Annotated in this window: 20 protein-coding genes; 15 read left to right on the top strand and 5 right to left on the bottom strand. The window is 72.3% G+C overall.

Translation table 11 applies throughout. The annotated features are described in order from the left end of the window. The first annotated feature begins 61 nt into the window (after nucleotides 1-61). The gene (locus AC156L_RS25820; RefSeq protein WP_330873564.1) at nucleotides 62-559 is read left to right on the top strand and encodes a hypothetical protein; all 498 of its coding nucleotides are present in this window, start codon (nucleotides 62-64) and stop codon (nucleotides 557-559) included. A gap of 146 nt (nucleotides 560-705) precedes the next feature. Then, on the top strand, nucleotides 706-1,335 hold the full coding sequence (locus AC156L_RS25815; RefSeq protein ID WP_330873563.1) for a hypothetical protein: 630 nt from the start codon (nucleotides 706-708) through the stop codon (nucleotides 1,333-1,335). Between the two features lie 173 nt (nucleotides 1,336-1,508). Here AC156L_RS25815 and AC156L_RS25810 read toward each other — a convergent pair whose 3' ends face one another. Further along, entirely contained in the window at nucleotides 1,509-2,180 is a 672-nt protein-coding gene (locus AC156L_RS25810; protein WP_330873562.1) for a DNA alkylation repair protein, read from the bottom strand. Between AC156L_RS25810 and AC156L_RS25805 the strand changes: the two genes are divergently transcribed. Continuing rightward, a complete protein-coding gene (locus tag AC156L_RS25805) occupies nucleotides 2,179-2,355 on the top strand; it encodes a hypothetical protein (RefSeq protein WP_330873561.1) in 177 nt (58 codons plus the stop codon). The two genes, AC156L_RS25810 and AC156L_RS25805, sit on opposite strands and share 2 nt — an antisense overlap. A gap of 291 nt (nucleotides 2,356-2,646) precedes the next feature. Next, nucleotides 2,647-6,243, top strand: coding sequence for an nSTAND1 domain-containing NTPase (locus AC156L_RS25800; protein WP_330873560.1), 3,597 nt, complete (start codon nucleotides 2,647-2,649; stop codon nucleotides 6,241-6,243). Here AC156L_RS25800 and AC156L_RS25795 read toward each other — a convergent pair. Genes AC156L_RS25795 through AC156L_RS25785 form a run of 3 tightly spaced genes read right to left on the bottom strand, consistent with a single transcriptional unit; the run spans nucleotide 6,240 to nucleotide 8,342 of the window. Then, nucleotides 6,240-7,109, bottom strand: coding sequence for an ABC transporter permease subunit (locus AC156L_RS25795; RefSeq protein ID WP_330873559.1), 870 nt, complete (start codon nucleotides 7,107-7,109; stop codon nucleotides 6,240-6,242). The genes AC156L_RS25800 and AC156L_RS25795 overlap by 4 nt on opposite strands. Next, nucleotides 7,106-7,948, bottom strand: coding sequence for an ABC transporter ATP-binding protein (locus tag AC156L_RS25790; RefSeq protein ID WP_330873558.1), 843 nt, complete (start codon nucleotides 7,946-7,948; stop codon nucleotides 7,106-7,108). The genes AC156L_RS25795 and AC156L_RS25790 overlap by 4 nt, the downstream gene beginning before the upstream one ends. 10 nt (nucleotides 7,949-7,958) lie before the next feature. Further along, nucleotides 7,959-8,342 carry a GntR family transcriptional regulator gene (locus tag AC156L_RS25785; RefSeq protein WP_330873557.1) on the bottom strand — a complete coding sequence of 128 codons (384 nt, stop codon included), beginning with the start codon at nucleotides 8,340-8,342 and terminating at the stop codon, nucleotides 7,959-7,961. 137 nt (nucleotides 8,343-8,479) lie between these two features. Between AC156L_RS25785 and AC156L_RS25780 the strand changes: the two genes are divergently transcribed. From AC156L_RS25780 to AC156L_RS25735, 10 genes are all read left to right on the top strand, one after another. Continuing rightward, nucleotides 8,480-9,319, top strand: coding sequence for a methyltransferase domain-containing protein (locus AC156L_RS25780; protein WP_330873556.1), 840 nt, complete (start codon nucleotides 8,480-8,482; stop codon nucleotides 9,317-9,319). 207 nt (nucleotides 9,320-9,526) lie between these two features. Beyond that, nucleotides 9,527-10,549, top strand: coding sequence for an N-acetyl-gamma-glutamyl-phosphate reductase (argC, locus tag AC156L_RS25775; RefSeq protein ID WP_330873555.1), 1,023 nt, complete (start codon nucleotides 9,527-9,529; stop codon nucleotides 10,547-10,549). Continuing rightward, the gene (argJ, locus tag AC156L_RS25770) at nucleotides 10,546-11,718 is read left to right on the top strand and encodes a bifunctional glutamate N-acetyltransferase/amino-acid acetyltransferase ArgJ (protein ID WP_330873554.1); all 1,173 of its coding nucleotides are present in this window, start codon (nucleotides 10,546-10,548) and stop codon (nucleotides 11,716-11,718) included. Before argC ends, argJ begins: the two co-directional genes overlap by 4 nt. Continuing rightward, a complete protein-coding gene (argB, locus tag AC156L_RS25765; RefSeq protein ID WP_330873553.1) occupies nucleotides 11,715-12,590 on the top strand; it encodes an acetylglutamate kinase in 876 nt (291 codons plus the stop codon). Before argJ ends, argB begins: the two co-directional genes overlap by 4 nt. Nucleotides 12,591-12,616: 26 nt before the next feature. Further along, nucleotides 12,617-13,750, top strand: coding sequence for an acetylornithine transaminase (locus tag AC156L_RS25760; RefSeq protein ID WP_414719770.1), 1,134 nt, complete (start codon nucleotides 12,617-12,619; stop codon nucleotides 13,748-13,750). Next, nucleotides 13,750-14,682 carry an ornithine carbamoyltransferase gene (gene argF / locus AC156L_RS25755; RefSeq protein WP_330873552.1) on the top strand — a complete coding sequence of 311 codons (933 nt, stop codon included), beginning with the start codon at nucleotides 13,750-13,752 and terminating at the stop codon, nucleotides 14,680-14,682. The genes AC156L_RS25760 and argF overlap by 1 nt, the downstream gene beginning before the upstream one ends. Continuing rightward, nucleotides 14,679-15,173 carry an arginine repressor gene (locus AC156L_RS25750; RefSeq protein ID WP_330873551.1) on the top strand — a complete coding sequence of 165 codons (495 nt, stop codon included), beginning with the start codon at nucleotides 14,679-14,681 and terminating at the stop codon, nucleotides 15,171-15,173. The genes argF and AC156L_RS25750 overlap by 4 nt, the downstream gene beginning before the upstream one ends. Further along, on the top strand, nucleotides 15,166-16,230 hold the full coding sequence (locus AC156L_RS25745; RefSeq protein WP_330873550.1) for an argininosuccinate synthase domain-containing protein: 1,065 nt from the start codon (nucleotides 15,166-15,168) through the stop codon (nucleotides 16,228-16,230). Before AC156L_RS25750 ends, AC156L_RS25745 begins: the two co-directional genes overlap by 8 nt. Next, the gene (gene argH / locus AC156L_RS25740; protein ID WP_330873549.1) at nucleotides 16,227-17,636 is read left to right on the top strand and encodes an argininosuccinate lyase; all 1,410 of its coding nucleotides are present in this window, start codon (nucleotides 16,227-16,229) and stop codon (nucleotides 17,634-17,636) included. The genes AC156L_RS25745 and argH overlap by 4 nt, the downstream gene beginning before the upstream one ends. Then, nucleotides 17,626-18,246, top strand: coding sequence for a DNA-3-methyladenine glycosylase (locus tag AC156L_RS25735; protein WP_330873548.1), 621 nt, complete (start codon nucleotides 17,626-17,628; stop codon nucleotides 18,244-18,246). The genes argH and AC156L_RS25735 overlap by 11 nt, the downstream gene beginning before the upstream one ends. Before the next feature lie 54 nt (nucleotides 18,247-18,300). On the opposite strand, the gene AC156L_RS25730 is transcribed toward AC156L_RS25735, so the two are convergent. Continuing rightward, nucleotides 18,301-18,858, bottom strand: coding sequence for a hypothetical protein (locus AC156L_RS25730; protein ID WP_330873547.1), 558 nt, complete (start codon nucleotides 18,856-18,858; stop codon nucleotides 18,301-18,303). Nucleotides 18,859-18,966: 108 nt separating this feature from the next. Between AC156L_RS25730 and tyrS the strand changes: the two genes are divergently transcribed. Then, nucleotides 18,967-20,241 (top strand): tyrosine--tRNA ligase, encoded by a 1,275-nt coding sequence (gene tyrS, locus AC156L_RS25725; protein WP_330873546.1) that lies wholly within the window; start codon nucleotides 18,967-18,969, stop codon nucleotides 20,239-20,241. The last annotated feature ends 562 nt before the right edge of the window (nucleotides 20,242-20,803 follow it).

The following is a 20,803-nucleotide window of genomic DNA, read 5'->3' as shown; positions in this document are numbered from 1 at the left end:
GGTCCGGTAGGGAGCTAGCGGCGAACCCACCGCCTGGAGCAACAGCCTGTGGAGTTGCGCCATGCGAAGTTTGGGCCCGCGGATGGAAGTCGCCGTCGCCACGACCATTCTGGGTGTCGGGGCGGCCGTCGTCGCCGCCATGCACCTGACGTGGCCGGATCCCGAGTTGCCCGCCATGGCGTACTCCGTGAGCGCGGGCGAGGCCGGGGTGTCGGACCTCAAGCCGTTCGAGATCGACGACGTGTCCGGCGCGGCCGTGGAGCTGACGCCCGGCACCGAGGGTGTGCGGCAGGTGAGGCTGTCGAACCCGAACGCGGTCGACATCATCGTGGTGAAGCTGTCCGCGATCCCCGGTCAGCCGGTCGACTCGGCGAAGAACAAGGTCGAGGGCTGCCCGTCCGGCCTGCTCAGCGTCGCGGCGATGGACACGCCCGTGCTGATCCCCCCGGCCGGTGAGGTCGAGGTCGAGATGGTCGTGCAGGTGGCGCACGACGTGCCCGCGTCGTGCAAGGACCTCGTGTTCCCGCTGACCTACTCCGGTCACGCGACCAGGGGTTGAGCTTGGTCCGCTGGACCGCTGAGCCGGTTCCCGCTCCCGTCTCCGGTGGTCGTGCCGCGCCCTTGGGGGCGTTCGAGGCCGACGGGACCGTGCTGATCGGTGACGGGTGGCGGCACGAGTGCGGTGCCCGGCCCAGGGCGGCGCACGTGAGTGCGGATCGTGTGCTGGTGCTGACCGACTCGCTGGACTACCACCCGTGGGGTCTGCTCGGACCCGCGCTGCTGCTGGACCTGCGCACCGGGGAGCGGATCGCCGAGCTGCGCGGGGAGCGTGGGGCGGCGGTGGGTGGTGGTCGGTTCCTGCTGGGGTTGGAGGGGTACGACGTCTTCGACACCTGGCTGCACGACCGTGACGGTGCGCTGGTGACGACGTGGCGTACGTACGGCCACTACGTGGTCGACGGCGACGGTGGCGGTGACGGGGTTCGGGTGGTCGAGTGCGATCGGCGGCAGCCGACCCGTTCCGCCGTGGTGCGGCTGTTGCCCGACGGTGGGCTCGATCGCGGTCGTGCGTTGCGGCACGGTCAGGTCGCCGCTCCGGTGGTGCTGCGCGACGGGACGGTGGTCGTGTTCGACGGTGGGGTGCTGGTGGCCGTGGATCGGGAGTTGCGGGGGACCGTGCTCGCGGAGGTGCTGGACATGGGGGGCGAGTTCTGGCGGTTCACGGCGACGTTGGAGCTGCGGGAGGACGTGCTTGCGGTGACGGTGGTCGAGCGTGATCGCACAACGTCTTCTGTATGCAGTACGCACCGGATTGCATACAGACTGCGGACGTAATTCGCCGCGCGGGTCAGTGTTCAGTCCGAGCTGCTGCACGCTGCTCGTCGGCAGTGGCAGGTCATTGCGGTTCTCTGTGCCAGGCTCGCAATATCGCATGATGACTACTGCATACAAATACTGGTCGACTGTATGCACGTTCTGTTGAGTGGTATGAGCCAGGGCGCTCGTGGTCAGCCGAGGTGTTTGAGTGCTTCGCGGCGGGACAGTGGTGACAGGGCCGGGTGGGTGTCCACGAATGCTCGAACCCAGTGGGGGTCGGTTCTCGCGTGTTGTCGCAGTGCCCAGCCGATGCCCTTGCGGAGGAAGAAGTCCTGGTCGGCGATGTTCGCCTCGACGCACTCGGCCAGCAGGTCGGTGTCGGTCGCGGCTTTCGAGCCAAGCTGGCAGATCACCGACGTGCGCCGTCGCCAACGGTCGTCGTCACGGGCCCACGTCCGCAGCAGCGGAGCGACCACCTCCGGGTCCGAGCGCAGCAGGGGACCGACGCGCTTGCTCGCGATCTCGTCCACGAAGTCCCACCACGCCCCGGTGACGATCAGCTCGTCGTAGAGCGGCAGCAGCCCGACGTCCTGCCACCGCGGGTAGGCGCCGATCAGGTCCAGGGCCAGGTAGCGCTCCTCGCGGTACTCGGCTCCGCGCCACAGTTCCAGCACGGTCGCCACCCACGTCTCGGCGTCCGGCATCGGGTGCGCCGCGAACAACTGCTTCGCCAGCCTCGCCCGCTCCGGCTTCGCGACACCGCGGAAAGGGAGCGCCGACCTCATGTAGCGGCGCATGTCGTCGGCCTTCGCCGGGTCCGCCACCCGAGCCAGTCCGGCACGCGCCGCGCCGACCAGATCCATGCCGGTCACCGTAGGCGACTCGGGCGAGTTCGGCGTCATGGACCTGATCAACCCGGCGGTGAGCGACCACCTCCTGGCCGACGAGGTGGTCGACCTCGCGTTCGTCGACGCCGACAAGGTCGGTACCCCGACCACTACGAGGAACTGGTCCGCCGCCTGCGGCCCGGAGGCCTGATCGCGCTGGACAACGTGCTGCGCGGCGGTCGGGTGCCCGACGACTCGTTCCAGGACGAGGTCGACGTCGTGATGTGCCGGACGACGGTGTCACCCTGACCCCGCAGCGCCGACCCCGGCAGCGCGGAGCCGGGAGAGCTGATCCCGGACGACTCCGGCGGCGGCCCGCGCCCGTGGCGCACGGCCCGCGTCGACACCCGGTCAGAGCGGTGTCGATCCCCTATCCACCCGGCACCGGCACAGACCTCGACAGGATCGGGCCGATAAGATCATCGGTCGGTGGAGGGGAGCCATGCCGCGTCCTGAGAGCCCGGTGGACCCGCACGCGGGCCCGGTGCAGCACTTCGCGTTCGACCTGAGGCGGCTGCGGGAACGGGCGGGTTCGCCCGGCTACCGCGAACTGGGCCGCGCCACGCACTACTCGCCGACGACGCTCGCCGACGCGGCCAGGGGCCAGCGGCTGCCCAGCCTCCCGGTGCTCCTCGCCTACGTGCGCGAGTGCGGCGGCGACGAGGGCGAGTGGGAGCGGCGGTGGCGCGCGCTGTCGGAGCCGGGGTCGTCGACCGCTCCCTACGTCGGGCTCGCCTGCTTCGGCGAGCGGGACGCCGATCGGTTCTTCGGCCGCGAACGGCTGCTCGGGAAGCTGCGGGACCGGCTGGCCGAACGCGGTCTGGTGGCCGTGGTCGGGGCGTCGGGGTCGGGCAAGTCGTCGCTGCTGCGCGCTGGTCTGCTGGCGTCGGCGGACGGCACCGCGAAGCTGGTCACGCCGGGCGCGCACCCGGCCGCGCTGCTCGACGACCTCGGCCCGGTCACGCTCCTGGTCGTCGACCAGTTCGAGGAGGTCTTCACGCTCTGCGGAGACCAGGAGGAGCGCGCCGCCTTCATCGCCGGGCTCGTCGCGCTGCCGAGGCGGACGCGGGTCGTGCTGGGGCTGCGGGCCGACTTCTACGGGCACTGCGCCGACCACCCGGACCTCGCCGAGGCCGTGGAGTCGGGCCAGCTCCTGGTCGGGCCGATGTCCGCGGAGGAGCTGCGAAGTGCGATCACGCGGCCCGCGCTCAAGGCGGGCTGCGTGGTGGAGGCGGACCTCGTGGCCCGGCTGGTCGCCGACGCGACCGGTGAACCCGGAGTCCTCCCGCACCTGTCGCACGCCCTGCTGGAGACGTGGCGCCGCCGCGAGGACGACACGCTGACCGTCGCGGGCTACGAGGCGACCGGCGGCATCGCGGGCGCGGTCGCGAAGTCCGCCGAGGACGTCTACGCCGGGTTCGACGACGGGAGCAGGGCCTTGGCCCGCCAGGTCTTCCTGCGGCTCATCGCGCCCGGTGACGGTGTCGAGGACACCAAGCGCCGGGTCCGGCGCGCGGAGTTGACCGGCGACCACGCCGAGGTGCTGGAGAGCCTCGCGCGGGCCCGACTGCTGACCGTGGACGACGACGGGGTGGAGCTGAGCCACGAGGCCGTCCTGCGGTCGTGGCCGCGGCTCGGGGAGTGGATCGCCGAGGACCGAGCCGGTCTGCGGGTCCACCGCCACCTGACCGAGGCGGCACGGGCGTGGGAGGAGCACGGGCGGGACGCGGGGTCGCTGTACCGGGGTGCTCCGCTGGCCCTCGCGACGGACTGGGCGCGGCGCGACCCGAGCGTGCTCAACGAGCGGGAGCGGACGTTCCTCGACGCGGGCCTCGCCGCCGAGGCGGCGGAGCGGGAGGCCGCGCGGCGGCGGACGCGCAGGCTCCGGCAGCTCGTCGGCGTGCTGTCGGTGCTGCTGGTGGTCGCCGTGGCGGCCACGGTCGTCGCGGTCGGCGCCCGAGGCGCGGCCGACGCGCAGCTCGCGGTCACGCTGGCGCGCAAGGCGGTCACGGACGCCGACGTGATCGGCCAGACCGATCCCGCGCTGGCCGCGCAGCTCCGGCTGGCCGCGTACCGGCTGGCGCCGCTGCCCGAGGCGCGCGACAGCCTCCTCAGCACGGTCGCCGCCCCGTACGCCACCAGGATCACCGCGCACGCCGAGGCGACCACGGGGGCGGTCTTCCACCCCGGCGGCACGCTGCTCGCGACGGCGGCCCGCGACCGGGTCGTGGTGCTGTGGGACGTCGGCGACGTGCACCGGCCGCGTGAACTCGGCAGGCTCACCGGGCACCAGGACGCCGTGCACGCGCTCGCGTTCAGCCCGGACGGCTCGCGGCTGGCGACCGCGAGCTACGACGGCACCGCGCGGCTCTGGGACGTGACCGATCCCCGCGCCCCGGTGGCGCTCGCGACCGTCACCGGGCACGTCGGCCAGATCGAGGCCGTGGCCTTCCGGGCCGACGGCCGGGTGCTCGCCACCGCGGGCGAGGACGGCACGATCCGCCTGTGGGACCTGGCCGATCCCCGCGGGCCTGCGCCGCTGCGCACGCTCGCGGGCCACACCGGCCTGGTGCACGCCCTCGCGATCGGCGGCGGCGTGCTGGCCTCGGCGAGCTGGGACGGCACGGTCCGCCTGTGGGACCTCGCCACCGGCGGACAGCTGTCCGCGGTGGACCTCGGCGGCGAGGCGCTGGCCGTGGCGTTCACCCGTGACGGCCGCACGCTGGCCACGGGCGGCGGGGACCGGACCGCGCGGCTGTGGGACGTCGCCGATCCGACGCGACCCGCCGCGCTGTCGACCGCCGCGGGCCACGCGGGCGTGGTGCACGGCCTCGCGTTCGGCCCGGACGACCGGACGCTCGCCACCGCCGCCGACGACAAGACGGCCCGGCTGTGGGACGTCTCCGACGTCCGCGCGCCCTCCGAGCTGGTGGCGTTCACCGGTCACACCGACGCCGTGTGGTCCGCGTCGTTCAGCCCCGACGGCAGCACCCTGGCCACCACGAGCGACGACCGCGTGGTGCGGTTGGAGGACCTCGGCGGGCTCGCCGTCGCCCGGCACACCGAACCGGTGTGGTCGGTGGCGTTCAGCCCGGACGGCCGCACGCTCGCGTCCGGGTCCGAGGACGCGACCGTGCGGACGTGGCGGCCGGAACCGTTCCACGTCACCGAGGTCGGCGCCCTCCCGGTGCACGCCGGACCGGTCGGCGTCGTCGCCTACGCGCCGCGCGGCGACGTCCTCGCCACCGGTGACCTCGACGGCGTGGTGCGGCTGTGGCCGGGCACCGAGCCGGTCGCGCTGCCCGCCGAGTCCACCGGGGTGGTGACGGCCGCGTTCAGCGCCGACGGCGCACTGCTGGTGACGTCGAACGTCGACGGGCTGGTCGCGCTGTGGGACGTCGCCGATCCCCGGAGCCCGCGGCTGCGGAGCACCGTCACCACCGACCCGCACGACCAGTTCTCGCACCTGGCGATCAGCGGCGACGGCCGCACGCTCGCCGTCGCCACCGACCACCGGGAGGTGGGGCTGTGGGACGTCGCGGACCCCGACCACCCGCGCGCCCTGCCGCCGTTGACCGGTCACAGCGGCACCGTGTCCTCGGTGGCGTTCACCGGGTCGGTGCTCGCCACGTCGAGCATCGACGCCACCGCCAAGCTCTGGGACCTCGCCGACCCCCGCCACCCCCTGCCGCTCGCCACGCTGACCGGCCACAACGGCCCGGTGCAGCGGGTGGTGTTCAGCGCGGACGGCCGCCGGGTGGCGACCGCGGGCAACGACGAGACGGTCCGGGTGTGGACCGTGGCCGACCCGCGCGACCCGCTGGTGCTGCGGGGCCACACCGACCGGATCTGGACCGTCGCGTTCAGCCCGGACGGCCGGACCCTCGCCTCGGCGGGCGGCGACCACGCGGTGCGGCTGTGGGAACTCGACGTCGACCGGGTCGTGGAGCGGATCTGCGCGGTGGCCGCACCGCCCATCACCGCCGACCAGTGGGCCCGGCAGTTCCCCGGCCTGCCGCTGGAACCGCCGTGTCCCTAGTGGATCCGGCGCACGGCCCACGCGCCGACGCCCAGCAGCGCCGCGACGGCCAGGACGACGATCCCGCTCTCCAGGAGCTGGAAGTCCCAGAACCGCTCGGCCGGGTGGAACCTGGTGAACTGGCCCGCGACGCCGTGCTGGGTCATGCAGACCGGGAGCGACTCCAGCCCGCACTCGCCGGGGGAGAAGTCCATCGGGTTGCCCCGCGCGTCCTGGTAGCCGATCTCCACGCGCCACGCGCCGGGCTCGCCCGCGCCGGACGGGGCGAACTCCGGCGTGGCGTAGTGGGGCCGGGCCGCGTTGCCGACGACGACCAGCAGCGCGAGGTACCCGGCGATGGTGATCGCCATGGAGGCCAGCGTGCTGCGCACCAGCAGCCCCGCCGTGGCCCCGAGCGCGAACGCGAACGCCGTGTACGCGCCGAGGACGAGCCCCTGGCTCTCGAACATCGGGGTCTGGAGCCTGCTCGTCATCAGGGTGCTCAACGGCCCCAGGGCCTTCGCGTTGAGCAGCCCGAGCAGCGTCATCGCCACCGTCACCGGGACACCGGCGACGAGCACCTTCGTCGTCCACCACCGGGTCCGGCCGATCGACTGGGTGAGGCCGAAGACGTGCGTGCCCTGCTCCAGTTCGCGGGCGAACACCGGGGCACCGGCGAACATCCCCAGCAGCACCGGCAGGACCAGCATCACCATCGGGACGTACTGGAGGAACTCGTCGTAGCGCAGGTCGAGGCCCGCGAGGTCCATCGGCATCACCGAGGCCACGTCGGCCCACAGCCAGGCCATCCCGGCGGCGACCACCGCCACGATCCCCAGCGACACCAGGGTCAGCAGCCGCTGCTGCCGCCACGCCACCCACGTCATGCCGCCACCCCCCGCTCGGCCGCCACGCGACCCGCCCGGAAGTACCCGAGCGCCAACTCCTCCAGCGTGGGGTCGAGCACCTCCACGCCCGGCGGGCCCTCCCACCCGCGCACCAGCACCGTCGACTGGCGGTCGGTGTCGCGCCGCTCCACCAGCACCTCGGGCGGCACGTCCAGCGACCGCGGTCCGACCACCAGCCGGTGCTCGGCCAGCAGGTCCTCCACGTCGCCCGCGAGCCGCACCCGCCCGTTGGACAGCAGGAGCAGGTGGTCGCAGATCCCGTCGAGGTCCGCGAGGACGTGCGACGACAGCACCACGGTCGTCCCGGTCTCGGCGACCTCGGCCATCAGCGCCTGCATGACCTCCTGGCGCGCCAACGGGTCCAGGTCGGCCAGCGGCTCGTCCAGCAGCACGACCTCCGGCCTGCGGCCGAGCGTCACGGCCAGCGCGACCCGCGTCCGCTGCCCGCCGGACAGCGTGCGGACCTTCGCCCCCAGCGGCACCCGAGCCTCGTCGACCAGCCGCCGCGCGTACTCGTCGTCCCAGTCCGGGTTCAGCAGCCGACCCGCCCGCAGCATCTCGTCGACGGTGAACCCCTGGTACAGCGGCTTCCCCTGCGCGAGGAACCCCGGCCTGCCCAGCACCTCGACGCCGCCCTCGGTCGCGCGCAGCAGCCCCGTCGCCAGCGACATCAGCGTCGACTTGCCCGCGCCGTTCGGCCCGACCAGCGCCGCGATCCGCCCGACGGGCAACGTGAACGTGCAGTCCTTCAGCGCCCAGCCCCGCCGGTAGCGCTTGCCCAATCCGGCCGCGGCGAGCGCGGCCGACCCCTCGTCCATGGTGACTTCCTCACGTCCCGTAGTGCTCGTCCAGCACGGCCTTCACCAGTGCCTCCACGTCTTCCCGCTCCAGCCCGGCGGTCTCGGCCGTCGCCAGCCACGCCCCGAGCCCTTCCCGCAGCGGCCCGTCGTCGCTCGCCCCCGGCCTCGCCAGCGTCCCGATCACGAACGTGCCCAATCCCCGCCTGCCTTCGACGAGCCCCTCACGTTCGAGCTCCCGGTACGCCTTCAACACCGTGTTGGGGTTCATGGCGGTCGCCGTCATGACCTCCTTGGCCGTCGGCAGCCGGTCGCCGGGCTGGAGCAGTCCCAACCGCAGTGCCTGCTTCGTCTGGTGCACGAGTTGCAGGTAGGCGGCGACCCCGGAGCGGCGGTCGATCCGGAACTCGATCACCCAAGACCCTTTCACTACTTAATTGGTGAAAGCATGATGCACCGGGGGCCCACCGTGACGCAAGTCCCGTCCCGACGGCGGTACCGACCGCGAAGCGGGTGGTGCGACCCTCTTGCGGAATTCGAGGAGGGTGGCAAGTGGGAGATGTGGAAGAGCGCGTCCGGGCCTACTACGACGTGGCCGGACCCGCGTACGAAGCGCTGATGGGGCCGTTCTGGCACCACGGTGACCTGGCGTCGGAGCAGGCCGGGCACTCGCCGGCCGAGGCCGCGCGTGTCCTGGAGGAGCGGCTGGTCGCGGACGCCGGGCTCGGCGCGGGCGACTGGGCGCTCGACTTCGGCTCCGGTGTGGGTGGCGCGACGGTCCACATGGCGTCCGTCAGCGGAGCCCACTTCGTCGGCGTGAGCAACAACGAGTGGCTGTCCCAGCGGGCGCGGGACTACGCCCGCGAGATGGGGTTCGGCGAGCAGGTCGCGTTCCACACGATCGGCGACGACGACTACCGCACCCTCTCCGCGTGGCCCGACGGCTGCCTGGACGCCGTGACCTGGTACGAGTCGGTCTGCCACCTGCCGGACAAGGCCGCGTTCTTCCGCGCGGCGGCCCGCGTCCTCAAGCCGGGCGGACGTCTGGTCGGTGTGGACTGGCTCCAGCGCCCGTTCGGCGAGCACCGGACCGCGGAGCAGATCAAGCGGTGGATGGACCCGGTCGAGCACCACATCTCGATCCCCTGGCACGGCACCGTCGAGGGCTACCGGCGGATGATCGAGGACGCGGGCCTCGTGGTGGAGCGGGCCGTCGACCTCTACCCCGACGTGCCCTGCTGGGGCAGCACCCCGCCGGAGGACGGCCAGGGCTGGTTCGCCTACGAGGGCGAGGAGAGCGACGTGTTCGCGGAGGGCAAGCGGGCGCTCGACGCCGCGCGCGCCGCGGGTGTGTTCACCGTCGGCGAGTTCGTCGCGGTGAAGCCCGCCTGATCCGGGTCGCGTCGCGGGGCCGTGGTCGAGCCGACCGCGGCCCCGCGTGCTGCCGGGGTGTTTCCGCTGGCAGACGGCGCCCCGCGGAGGTCGGGTGCCGTGTACGGTCGGATGTCGGGGTGCGCTGTGCGGGTGCGAGCCGGGTCACCCGGACAGGGGCCCGAATAAGGGTTGAGTAAGTTTGCAGCGCAATGCATAATTATCCGCATGACAGTGCGGATCGCGGTCGCCGGAGCCAGCGGGTACGCGGGGGGCGAGGTGCTGCGGCTCCTGCTCTCCCACCCCGACGTGGAGATCGGTGCCCTCACGGCCGGTGGCAACGCGGGCAGCCCGCTGCTCGCCCACCAGCCCCACCTGCTGCCGCTCGCCGACCGGGTGCTCCAGGACACGACGGTCGAGGTGCTGGCAGGCCACGACGTCGTGTTCCTCGCGCTGCCCCACGGCAAGTCCGCCGACCTGGCGGCCCGGCTCGGCGACGACGTGCTCGTCGTCGACTGCGGGGCCGACCACCGGCTGGTGGACGCGTGGGCGTGGGAGCGCTGGTACGGCGGCGAGCACGCGGGCCACTGGCCCTACGGCCTCCCCGAACTCCCCGGTCAGCGGGAGAAGCTCGTCGGGACCAGGCGCGTCGCCGTCCCCGGCTGCTACCCGACCGTGTCCTCCCTCGCGCTCGCCCCCGTGGTCGCCGCCGACCTGGTCGAACCCGAGGTGGTGGTGGTCGCGGTGTCCGGCACGTCCGGCGCGGGCAAGGCCGCGAAGACGAACCTGCTGGGCTCGGAGGTGATGGGCTCGCTGAGCGCGTACGGCGTCGGCGGCACGCACCGCCACACGCCCGAGATCGTGCAGAACCTCAGCGCCGTCGCGGACCGGCCGATCGGGGTGTCGTTCACCCCCGTGCTGGCACCGCTGCCGCGCGGCATCCTCGCCACCTGCTCGGCGCAGCTGCGCCCGGAGGCGCGGGACGTGCGGGCGGTCTACGAGGAGGCGTACGCGGACGAGCCGTTCGTGCACCTGCTGCCCGAGGGCCACTGGCCCACCACGGGCGCCGTGCTCGGCTCGAACGCGGTGCAGATCCAGGTCGCGGTGGACCCCGACCTGAACCGCCTCGTCGTCGTGGCGGCGATCGACAACCTGACGAAGGGCACCGCCGGTGCCGCCGTGCAGTGCATGAACCTGGCGCTCGGCCTGCCGGAGACGACCGGCCTGTCCACTGTGGGAGTGGCTCCATGATCCGCGACAAGGGTGTTACCGGCCCCCTGGGCTTCACGGCGGCGGGCGTCGCCGCGGGCATCAAGGCGACCGGTGCGCCGGACCTTGCCCTGGTGGTGAACACCGGGCCGCTGGACGCGGCCGCGGGCGTGTTCACCACGAACAAGGTCAAGGCCGCGCCGGTGCTGTGGTCCGCGCAGGTCATCAAGGAGCGGCGGCTCACCGCGGTCGTCCTCAACTCCGGCGGCGCGAACGCGTGCACCGGCCCCGAGGGCTTCCAGGACACGCACGCCACGGCCGAGAAGGTCGCAGAGGTGCTGGACTGCGGCGCGATCGAGGTCGCCGTCTGCTCCACCGGCCTGATCGGCGAGCGGCTGCCGATGGACGCGGTCCGGTCCGGTGTGGACAGCGCGGCCAAGGCGCTCGACAGCACCGTCGAGGCGGGCTTCAACGCCGCGACCGCCGTGCTCACCACGGACTCGCGCGCCAAGCAGTCGTGGGAGGCGCACGCCGACGGCTGGTCGATCGGCGGTTTCGTGAAGGGCGCGGGGATGCTCGCGCCGAACATGGCCACGATGCTGTCGGTCATCACCACCGACGCCGTCATCGACGGCGCCGCGCTCGACACGGCCCTGCGCGCGGCCACCACCCGGACGTTCGACCGCCTCGACGTCGACGGCGGCACGTCCACCAACGACACCGTGCTCGTGCTGGCCTCCGGCGCGTCGGGCGTGACGCCGACCGCCGAGGACTTCACGGCCCTGCTCACCGCCGTCGCGGGCGACCTGGTCAAGCAGCTCCAGGGCGACGCCGAGGGCGTCACCAAGGAGGTCTCGATCACCGTCCGAGGTGCCGCGACCGAGGCGGAGGCGGTCCTGGTCGGCCGCACGGTCGCCGAGGACAACCTGGTCAAGACCGCGCTGTACGGCTCGGACCCGAACTGGGGCCGGATCGCGATGGCGATCGGCCGCGCCGACGCCGTGATCGACCCGGACCGGCTGGGCATCACGATCAACCGCGCCACGCTGTTCGCCAACGGCACCAAGGCCGAGGACCGCTCCGCGGCCGACCTGTCCGGCCGCGAGATCGAGATCGTGATCGACCTCGGCGTGGGCGGCGCGACCGCGACGATCCTCACCACCGACCTGTCGCACGAGTACGTCGAAGAGAACAGCGCGTACTCGTCGTGAACCCGGCGGGCGAGAAGGCGGCCGTCCTGGTCGAGGCGCTGCCGTGGTTGCAGCGGTTCCGCGACGCGGTCGTCGTGGTGAAGTACGGCGGCAACGCCATGGTCGACGACCGGCTCAAGAGGGCGTTCGCCGAGGACATGGTGTTCCTCAAGCTCGCGGGCCTGCACCCGGTCGTCGTGCACGGCGGCGGCCCGCAGATCGGCGCGATGCTCACGAGGCTGGGCATCCACAGCGAGTTCCGCGGCGGCCTGCGGGTCACCACGCCGGAGGCGATGGACGTCGTCCGCATGGTCCTGGTCGGCCAGGTCGGCCGGGAACTCGTCGGCCTGATCAACGCCCACGGCCCGCACGCGGTCGGCATGTCCGGCGAGGACGCCCACCTGTTCACCGCGAGCCGCCGCCCCGCGATCGTGGACGGCGAGCCGGTGGACATCGGCCTGGTCGGCGACATCGTGGGCGTGAACCCGGACGCCGTGCTGGACCTCGTGCGGGCGGGCCGGATCCCGGTCGTCAGCTCGGTCGCGCCGGACGCCGACGGCGTCGTGCACAACGTGAACGCGGACACCGCCGCCGGTGCGCTCGCCATCGCGCTGCGGGCGCGGAAGCTCGTGGTGCTGACCGACGTCGAGGGTCTGTACTCGGACTGGCCGGACCGGTCGTCGCTGCTGCACGAGGTGAGCGCGGACGACCTGGAGAAGATGCTGCCGCACCTGGACAGCGGCATGGTCCCGAAGATGGAGGCCTGCCTGCGGGCGGTGCGCGGCGGTGTCCCGCGGGCGCACGTCATCGACGGCAGGGTGGAGCACTCCGTGCTGCTGGAGGTCTTCACCTCCAGCGGTGTCGGAACGATGGTCACGGGGGATGGATCGTGAACGACCAGCAGCGGTGGCAAGCCGCGATGATGAACAACTACGGGACGCCGCAGATCACGCTCGACCGCGGCGAGGGCGCGTTCGTCTGGGACACCGACGGCAACCGCTACCTCGACCTGGTGTCGGGCATCGCGGTGAACGCGCTCGGCCACGCCCACCCGGCGATCGTCGCCGCGGTGACGGAGCAGATCGGGAAGCTGTCCCACACCTCGAACTTCTACATCAACCAGCCGTCCCTTGCGCTGGCCGAGCGCCTGCTCGAACTGTCCGGTGTGGACGGCGCGGGCCGGGTGCTGTTCTGCAACTCCGGCGCCGAGGCCAACGAGACCGCGTTCAAGATCAGCCGGCGGACCGGCCGCACCAAGGTCGTCGCCACCGAGGGCGGGTTCCACGGCCGCACGATGGGCGCGCTCGCGCTCACCGGCCAGCCGCCCAAGCGCGCCCCGTTCGAGCCGCTCGTCCCCGGTGTCGTGCACATCCCCTTCGGTGACGTCGCCGCGCTCGAGGCCGCGGTCGACGACGAGACCGCCGCGTTCGTCGTCGAGCCGGTCCAGGGCGAGAACGGCGTCGTCGTCCCGCCCGCCGGCTACCTCCAGGCCGCCCGCGAGATCACCTCGCGGCACGGCGCGCTGCTGGTGCTGGACGAGGTGCAGACCGGCATCGGCCGCCTCGGCACCTGGTTCGCCTTCCAGCAGGCCGGTGTCGTGCCGGACGTGTTCACCCTGGCCAAGGGCCTCGGCGGCGGGCTCCCGCTCGGCGCGTGCGTCGCCGTCGGCGACACCGCGGCCCTGCTCGAACCCGGCCAGCACGGCACCACGTTCGGCGGCAACCCGGTGAGCTGCTCCGCCGCGCTCGCCGTCCTCGACACCATCGTGTCCGAGGGGCTGCTCGAACACGTCTCGACCGTCGGCAAGGAGATCGCCACCGGCATCGAGGCCCTGAACCACCCGCTCGTCTCCGGGGTCCGCGGCGCAGGCCTGCTGCTCGGCATCACGCTGCGGGAGGCGGTCTCGGCCAAGGCCGCGGCGGCCGCGCAGCGCGCCGGGTACCTGATCAACGCCGTCCAGCCCGACGTGGTCCGGCTCGCCCCGCCGCTCGTGCTCGAGGAGACCGACGCCCTTCGGCTCGTCGCCGACTTCCCCACGTTCCTGGAGCCGTGATGACCCCGAGGCACTTCCTCCGCGACGACGACCTGACGCCCGACGAGCAGCTCGCCGTGCTCGACCTGGCCGACACCTACAAGGCCGACCGGTTCACCGCGAAGCCGCTGGCGGGCCCCAAGTCCGTCGCCGTGATCTTCGAGAAGAACTCCACCCGCACCCGGCTCTCGTTCGAGGTCGGCATCGCGCAGCTCGGCGGCAACCCGGTCATCATCGACGGCCGCTCCATGCAGCTCGGCCGCGAGGAGACCATCGAGGACACCTCCCGCATCCTGTCCGGGTACGTGGACGCGGTGGTGTGGCGGACGTTCGCGCAGAAGCGCATGGAGGCCATGGCCTCGGTGTCGCGGGTGCCGGTCGTCAACGCGCTCACCGACGAGTTCCACCCGTGCCAGGTGCTCGCCGACCTCCAGACCATCCGCAGCAGGCACGGGAAGCTCGCGGGCCTCACCGCGACCTACCTCGGCGACGGCGCGAACAACATGTCGCACTCGATGCTGCTCGGCGGGGCCACCGCGGGCATGAACGTCCGCATCGCCGCGCCCCCGTCGTTCGTGCCGCTGCCCTGGATCCTCGACGACGCCAAGAAGCGCGCCGCCGAGACCGGCGGCTCCGTGGAGCTGGTCACCGACCCGCGCGAGGCCGTTGACGGCGCGGACGTGCTGATCACCGACACGTGGACGTCCATGGGCCAGGAGAACGACGGGCTCGACCGCGTCAGCCCGTTCCGGCCCTACCAGGTGAACGCCGCACTCGTGGCCGCGACGGGCGTCAGGACCACGGTCCTGCACTGCCTGCCCGCGCACCGCGGCTGGGAGATCACCGACGAGGTCCTCGACGGCCCGGACAGCGCCGTGTGGGACGAGGCCGAGAACCGGCTGCACGCCCAGAAGGCGCTGCTGGTCTGGTTGCTGGAGAACTCCGAGTCATGACCAGGACCGCGCGCCAGGGGCGCATCGTCGAACTCGTGTCGCAGCGGGCCATCCGCAGCCAGTCGGAGTTGGCGAAAACCCTGGCCATGGAAGGCATCGAGGTCACGCAGGCGACCCTGTCGCGCGACCTGGACGAACTCGGCGCGGTCAAGCTGCGCGGAGCCGACGGGGGCGCGCCGGTCTACGTGATCCCCGAGGACGGCAGCCCCGTGCGCGGCGTCCAGGGCGGCACGTCCCGCCTGGCGCGCGTGCTCGGCGAACTGCTCGTCTCCGTCGACCACTCGGCGAACCTCGCCGTGCTGCGCACCCCGCCCGGCGCGGCCTCGTTCCTCGCCAGCGCGCTCGACCGGGCCGCTCTGCACGACATCGTCGGCACCATCGCGGGCGACGACACGATCATCGTCGTCGCCCGCGACCCGCTCACCGGCGCCGAGCTCGCCGAGCGGATCACGTCGCTGTCCGAGGGCCAGCAGGGCGACGACCATGACTGAGCGGGTGGTCCTCGCCTACTCCGGCGGCCTGGACAGCTCGGTCGCCCTCGGCCGCCTCGCCGAGCGGACCGGGGCCGAGGTGGTGGCCGTCGCCGTCGACCTCGGTCAGGGCGGCGAGGACCCGGCCGTGCTCCGGCGGCGCGCGCTGGCCTGCGGTGCCGTCGACGCCGTCGTGGTGGACGCGCGCGACGAGTTCGCCACCGACTACTGCCTCCCCGCCGTCCGCGCGAACGCCCTCCGCCGCGGCGAGCGCCCGCTGGCGTCCGCGGTGTCCCGCCCGGTCGTCGTCAAGCACCTCGCCGAGGCAGCCGAGCGGCACGGCGCGACGGCCGTCGCGCACGGCTCCGCCCGCGCCGAGTGGTTCGAGATCGGCATCGGCGCCCTCGCCCCCGACCTGGAGGTGCTCGCGCCCCTGCGGTACTCCTCCTGGACGCGGGAGGAGGCGATCCGCTGGGTCGAGGAGCGCGCCCTGCCCATCGACGTCACCCGGACCTCCCCGTACTCGGCCGACCGGACCGCGTGGGGCCGCGTGGTCGGCCTCTCCCAGCGCCGCGGCGCCGAGTGGTACGACCCGGACGAGGTCGTGGTGACGTTCGACCGGGGCGTCCCCGTCGCGCTCGACGGCGAGACCGTCACCGCGCTCCAGGCCGTCCGCGAGCTGAACCGCCGGGCGCGCGACCACGGCGTCGGCAGGCTCGTCGACGCCGACGGCCGCGAGTGCTGCGAGGCACCCGGCGCCGTCGCGCTCATCACCGCCCACCGGGCGCTGGAGGCCGTGACCCTGGACCGCGACACCGCCCGGTTCAAGCGGGACGCCGAACGCCGGTGGGGTGAACTGGTGCACGACGGTCTCTGGTTCTCCCCGCTGAAGAACGCCCTGGACGCGTTCATCGAGACCACGCAGGACCACGTCTCCGGGGAGGTCCGGGTCCGCCTGCACGGCGGGCGCGCGGCCGTCGACGGCCCCCGCGGCGACGCCGCCAGCGGCACCGACCGCCGAGGCGATACCTTCGACGAGTTCCCGGATCTGCCGAGCAAGAGGGATTTGAACAAGTGAGCGCACTGTGGGGCGGAAGGTTCGCGTCGGGGCCCGCGGAGGCGATGGCGCTGCTGTCGGCGTCCACGCACTTCGACTGGCGACTGGCTCCGTACGACATCGCGGGCTCGCGGGCCCACGCCCGCGTCCTGCACGCCGCGGGGCTGCTGACCGACGACGAGCTGACCAGGATGATCCAGGCGCTCGACCTGCTGGAGACCGACGCGGCCTCCGGCGCGTTCGAGCCCACGATCGCCGACGAGGACGTGCACACCGCCCTCGAACGGGGGTTGATCGAACGGGCGGGCCCGGAACTCGGCGGCAAGCTCCGCGCGGGCCGGTCGCGCAACGACCAGGTCGCCACCCTGTTCAAGATGTGGCTGCGGGACGCGGCCCGCCGGGTCGGCGACGGCGTGCTCGACGTGGTCGACGCCCTCGTGGGCCAGGCGCAGGCGCACCCGACCGCGGTCATGCCCGGCCGCACCCACCTCCAGGCCGCGCAGCCCGTGCTGCTGGCCCACCACCTGCTCGCCCACGCGCAGTCGCTGCTGCGCGACATCGAGCGGATCCAGGACTGGGACAGGCGCACCGCGCTGTCCCCGTACGGCTCCGGCGCGCTGGCGGGCTCCTCGCTCGGGCTGGACCCGGCCGCCGTGGCGGCCGAACTCGGCTTCACCGGGCCCGTGGAGAACTCCATCGACGGCACCGCGTCGCGCGACTTCGCCGCCGAGATCGCGTTCGTGCTGGCCATGATCGGCGTGAACCTCTCGCGGATCGCCGAGGAGGTCATCATCTGGACCACGTCGGAGTTCGGCTTCGCCGTGCTCGACGACGCGTGGGCCACCGGCAGCTCGATCATGCCGCAGAAGAAGAACCCCGACGTCGCCGAGCTGACCCGCGGCAAGTCCGGACGCCTGATCGGCAACCTGACCGGCCTGCTGGCCACGCTGAAGGCCCAGCCGCTGGCCTACAACCGCGACCTCCAGGAGGACAAGGAGCCCCTGTTCGACTCCGTCGAGCAGCTGGAGCTCCTGCTGCCCGCCATCGCCGGGATGCTGTCGACGATCCGCTACGACACCGACCGGATGGCCGAGGTGGCGCCGCTCGGCTTCACCCTGGCGACCGACATCGCCGAGTGGCTGGTCCGCCAGGGCGTGCCGTTCCGGATCGCGCACGAGGCCGCGGGCGAGTGCGTCCGCGTCGCCGAGGGCCGCGGCGTCGGACTGGACGAGCTGACCGACCAGGAGTTCGCCGACGTCTCCGCGCACCTCACGCCGTCGGTCCGCGACGTGCTCACCGTGCACGGGTCCATCGCGTCCCGCAACGGCCACGGCGGCACCTCGCCCGACCGCGTCGCCGAGCAGCTCAAGCACCTGGTCGACCGCGTGTCGGTCGCGCGTGGGTTCACGGCAGGCCGTGCCAGGTAGGCAGCTCACCGAGCAGGAGCTCGCCGTCGAACCCGTCGACGCGGCGCGGCTCCTGCTCGGCTGCGTCCTGGAGAGCACGACCCCCGAGGGCGTCGTGGGCGTGCGGATCGTGGAGGTGGAGGCGTACCGGGGCTTCGACGACCCGGCGTCGCACTGCCACCGCGGCAAGACCCCGCGCAACGAGGTGATGTTCGGCCCCGCGGGTCACCTGTACGTGTACTTCGTTTACGGCATGCACTTCTGCTGCAACGTGGTCTCGCTGACCGACGGCGAGCCCGGAGCGGTCCTGATCCGCGCGGGCGAGGTGGTGAAGGGCTCCGAGCTGGCCCACATCCGCCGCCCGTCCGCCCGCGGCCAGGCCGAACTCGCCAAGGGGCCCGCGCGGCTCACCAGCGTGCTCGGGCTGGACCGCTCGCACAACGGGGTCGACCTCACCGCGCCGGAGGCGTCGGTCCGGCTCTACGCCGGTGACCCGGTGTCCGACGCCGAGGTCGTGACCGGCCCCCGCGTGGGCATCTCGGTCGCGATGGAGGTGCCGTGGCGGTACTGGATCGCGGACTCGCCCGCCGTGAGCACGTTCCGCAGGGGCGCGAAGCGGCGCCCGTCCTGACCACGGTTCGGCACGACGACCCCGACCGGGTCGTCGTGCCGAACCGACGAGGTCCTAGTAGGTCGCGGTCCGGCGGTACCAGACCCGGCGCTGGCCGACGGGCAGCGCCAGCCGCGTGATCAGGTTCGTCAGCACGGCCCGCAGCACCAGCCAGATGACCGCGGCCAGACCGTCGTTCAGCAGCGTGCGCGCGCCGAGGTTCTCCGGCGTGAACAGGTCGCGCAGACCCAGCGACACCGCCGACGACCAGCCCTCGATCATCTGCGCGAAGCCGTTCGACGCGTTCGCGCCGCCGATCACCAGGAAGATGTGCACCGCCAGCACGATGGCGAACAGCAGGCACACCACGTCGATGATCGCGCACACCACCATCACGGTCTTCACGCGGGCGTGGTCGTCGCGCGGCCGTTCCACGACCTCCTCGCGCCGCACCACGTCCTCCCGCCGGGACACGTCGTCCTCCAGCGGCACGGGCGCACCGACCTGCGTCGGGTGGTCCCCGGCACGGGGATCGCGGACGCGCATCTGCTCGGTCCGCTGCTCCTCGACGGCGTAGCCCGGCTGAGGGTGCCTCTCGGCCGGGCGCCGCGGTTCACGATCCGGATACGTCATCGGTCGAGTCCTCTCGGTTACCCCCGGAACACGACTACCCGGCGTGGGCCTGCCACAAACCGCACTGCACGGTGAACTGCTTTGACCAGGTAGGGGAGAATCGACCCCGTGAGCGAGCACATCCTTGACGAGCTGTCCTGGCGCGGCCTGATCGCGCATTCCACCGACCTCGACGCACTGCGGAAAGACCTGGACTCCGGCCCGCTCACCCTCTATTGCGGCTTCGACCCGACCGCGCCGAGCCTGCACGCGGGCAACCTCGTCCCGCTGCTGCTGCTCCGCCGCTTCCAGCGCGCGGGTCACCGGCCCATCGTCCTCGCGGGCGGCGCGACCGGCATGATCGGCGACCCCCGCGACAACGGTGAGCGGACGCTGAACACGCTCGACACGGTCGCCGACTGGGCGAACCGGATCCGCGGTCAGCTGGAGCGGTTCGTCGACTTCGACGACTCGCCGACGGGCGCGGTCGTGGCCAACAACCTCGACTGGACCGGCCAGGTGCCGGTGCTGGAGTTCCTGCGCGACATCGGCAAGCACTTCTCGATCAACGTGATGCTCGGCCGCGAGACCGTGAAGCGGCGCCTGGAGAGCGACGGGATGTCGTACACGGAGTTCAGCTACCTGCTGCTCCAGTCGCACGACTACCTCCAGCTCAACCGCGCGTACGGCACGAGCCTCCAGGTCGGCGGCTCGGACCAGTGGGGCAACATCCTCGGTGGCGTCGAGCTGGTCAGGAAGGTCGACGGCAGGTCGGTGCACGCGCTGACCGCACCGCTGGTCACCGACGCCGAGGGCCGCAAGTTCGGGAAGTCGACCGGCGGCGGCAGCGTGTGGCTCGACCCGGAGATGACCTCGCCGTACGCCTGGTACCAGTACTTCGTGAACGTGGGCGACGCCGACGTGATCCGCTACCTGCGCCTGTTCACCTTCCTGACCAGGGAGGAGATCGAGGAGCTGGAGCGGGACACCGCCGAGCGCCCCCACCTGCGGTCGGCCCAGAAGCGGCTGGCCCAGGAGTTCACCGACCTGGTCCACGGGGAGCGCGAGACCCAGCAGGTCATCGCGGCGAGCCAGGCCCTGTTCGGGCGCGGCGAGCTGGGCGACCTCGACCTGTCCACGCTGGACGCGGCGATGGCCGAGGCCCCGACCGGCACCGCGGTGCTGTCGGAGTCGCCGACGATCGTCGACCTCCTGGTCAGCTCGGGGCTGGCCGAGAGCAAGGGCGCCGCGCGCCGCACGGTGAAGGAGGGCGGCGCGTACGTGAACAACGCGAAGGTCACCGACGAGGAGTGGACGCCGGGCAAGGAGGACCTCCTGCACGGCAAGTGGCTGGTGCTGCGGCGCGGCAAGCGGAACACCGCCGGGGTGCACGTACAGCTCTGACCTGGGCTTTCTTCGCTGGAACGGCCGCCGTCCCGCTGTGGGGCGGCGGCCGTTTCGATCTCTTTTGAGTGACGGCGGTCACACTGTTGCGCGGAACGGTGGTGCGATAGCGTGCTGGTAGGGTTGGTGAACATGACTTGACCTGCGGTTTCTTGGTGTGCGCCCGCTGTTGGACCCCCGATTTGACCTGGTGTTCCGGCACGTGTAACTTTCTCCAAGTCAGGCCAACACGGACCGCCCAGCGGGCCGGAGCCAGACGGAGAGTGCGAACCAAGCTCCCAGAAGTTGTGGTAGAGTGGGCAGTCTCCGAAACGGGAAGACCCAGTCGGCGGTCCTTAAGGATCGATTTGGCCAGGGCGTCTAGTTTCAGTTAAGCAAAACCTTCAGCTTTGAATATGCACATGCCCCGGATCGGGCCGCAGTTTTGCGGCTGGTGATGGTGTGCGCGTGTTCTTTGAGAACTCAACAGCGTGCCGAATAGCCAGTAACTTATATGAACCCAGTCAATGGGTTTCCTTTGAGATCAAACTGGACAACTGACAGTAATGTCAGTGATTGTTCG

This window comes from Umezawaea sp. (genome assembly GCF_057122925.1).
Note: the sequence above shows the minus strand (reverse complement) of the source record. Positions and strands in the feature narration are given on the sequence as shown.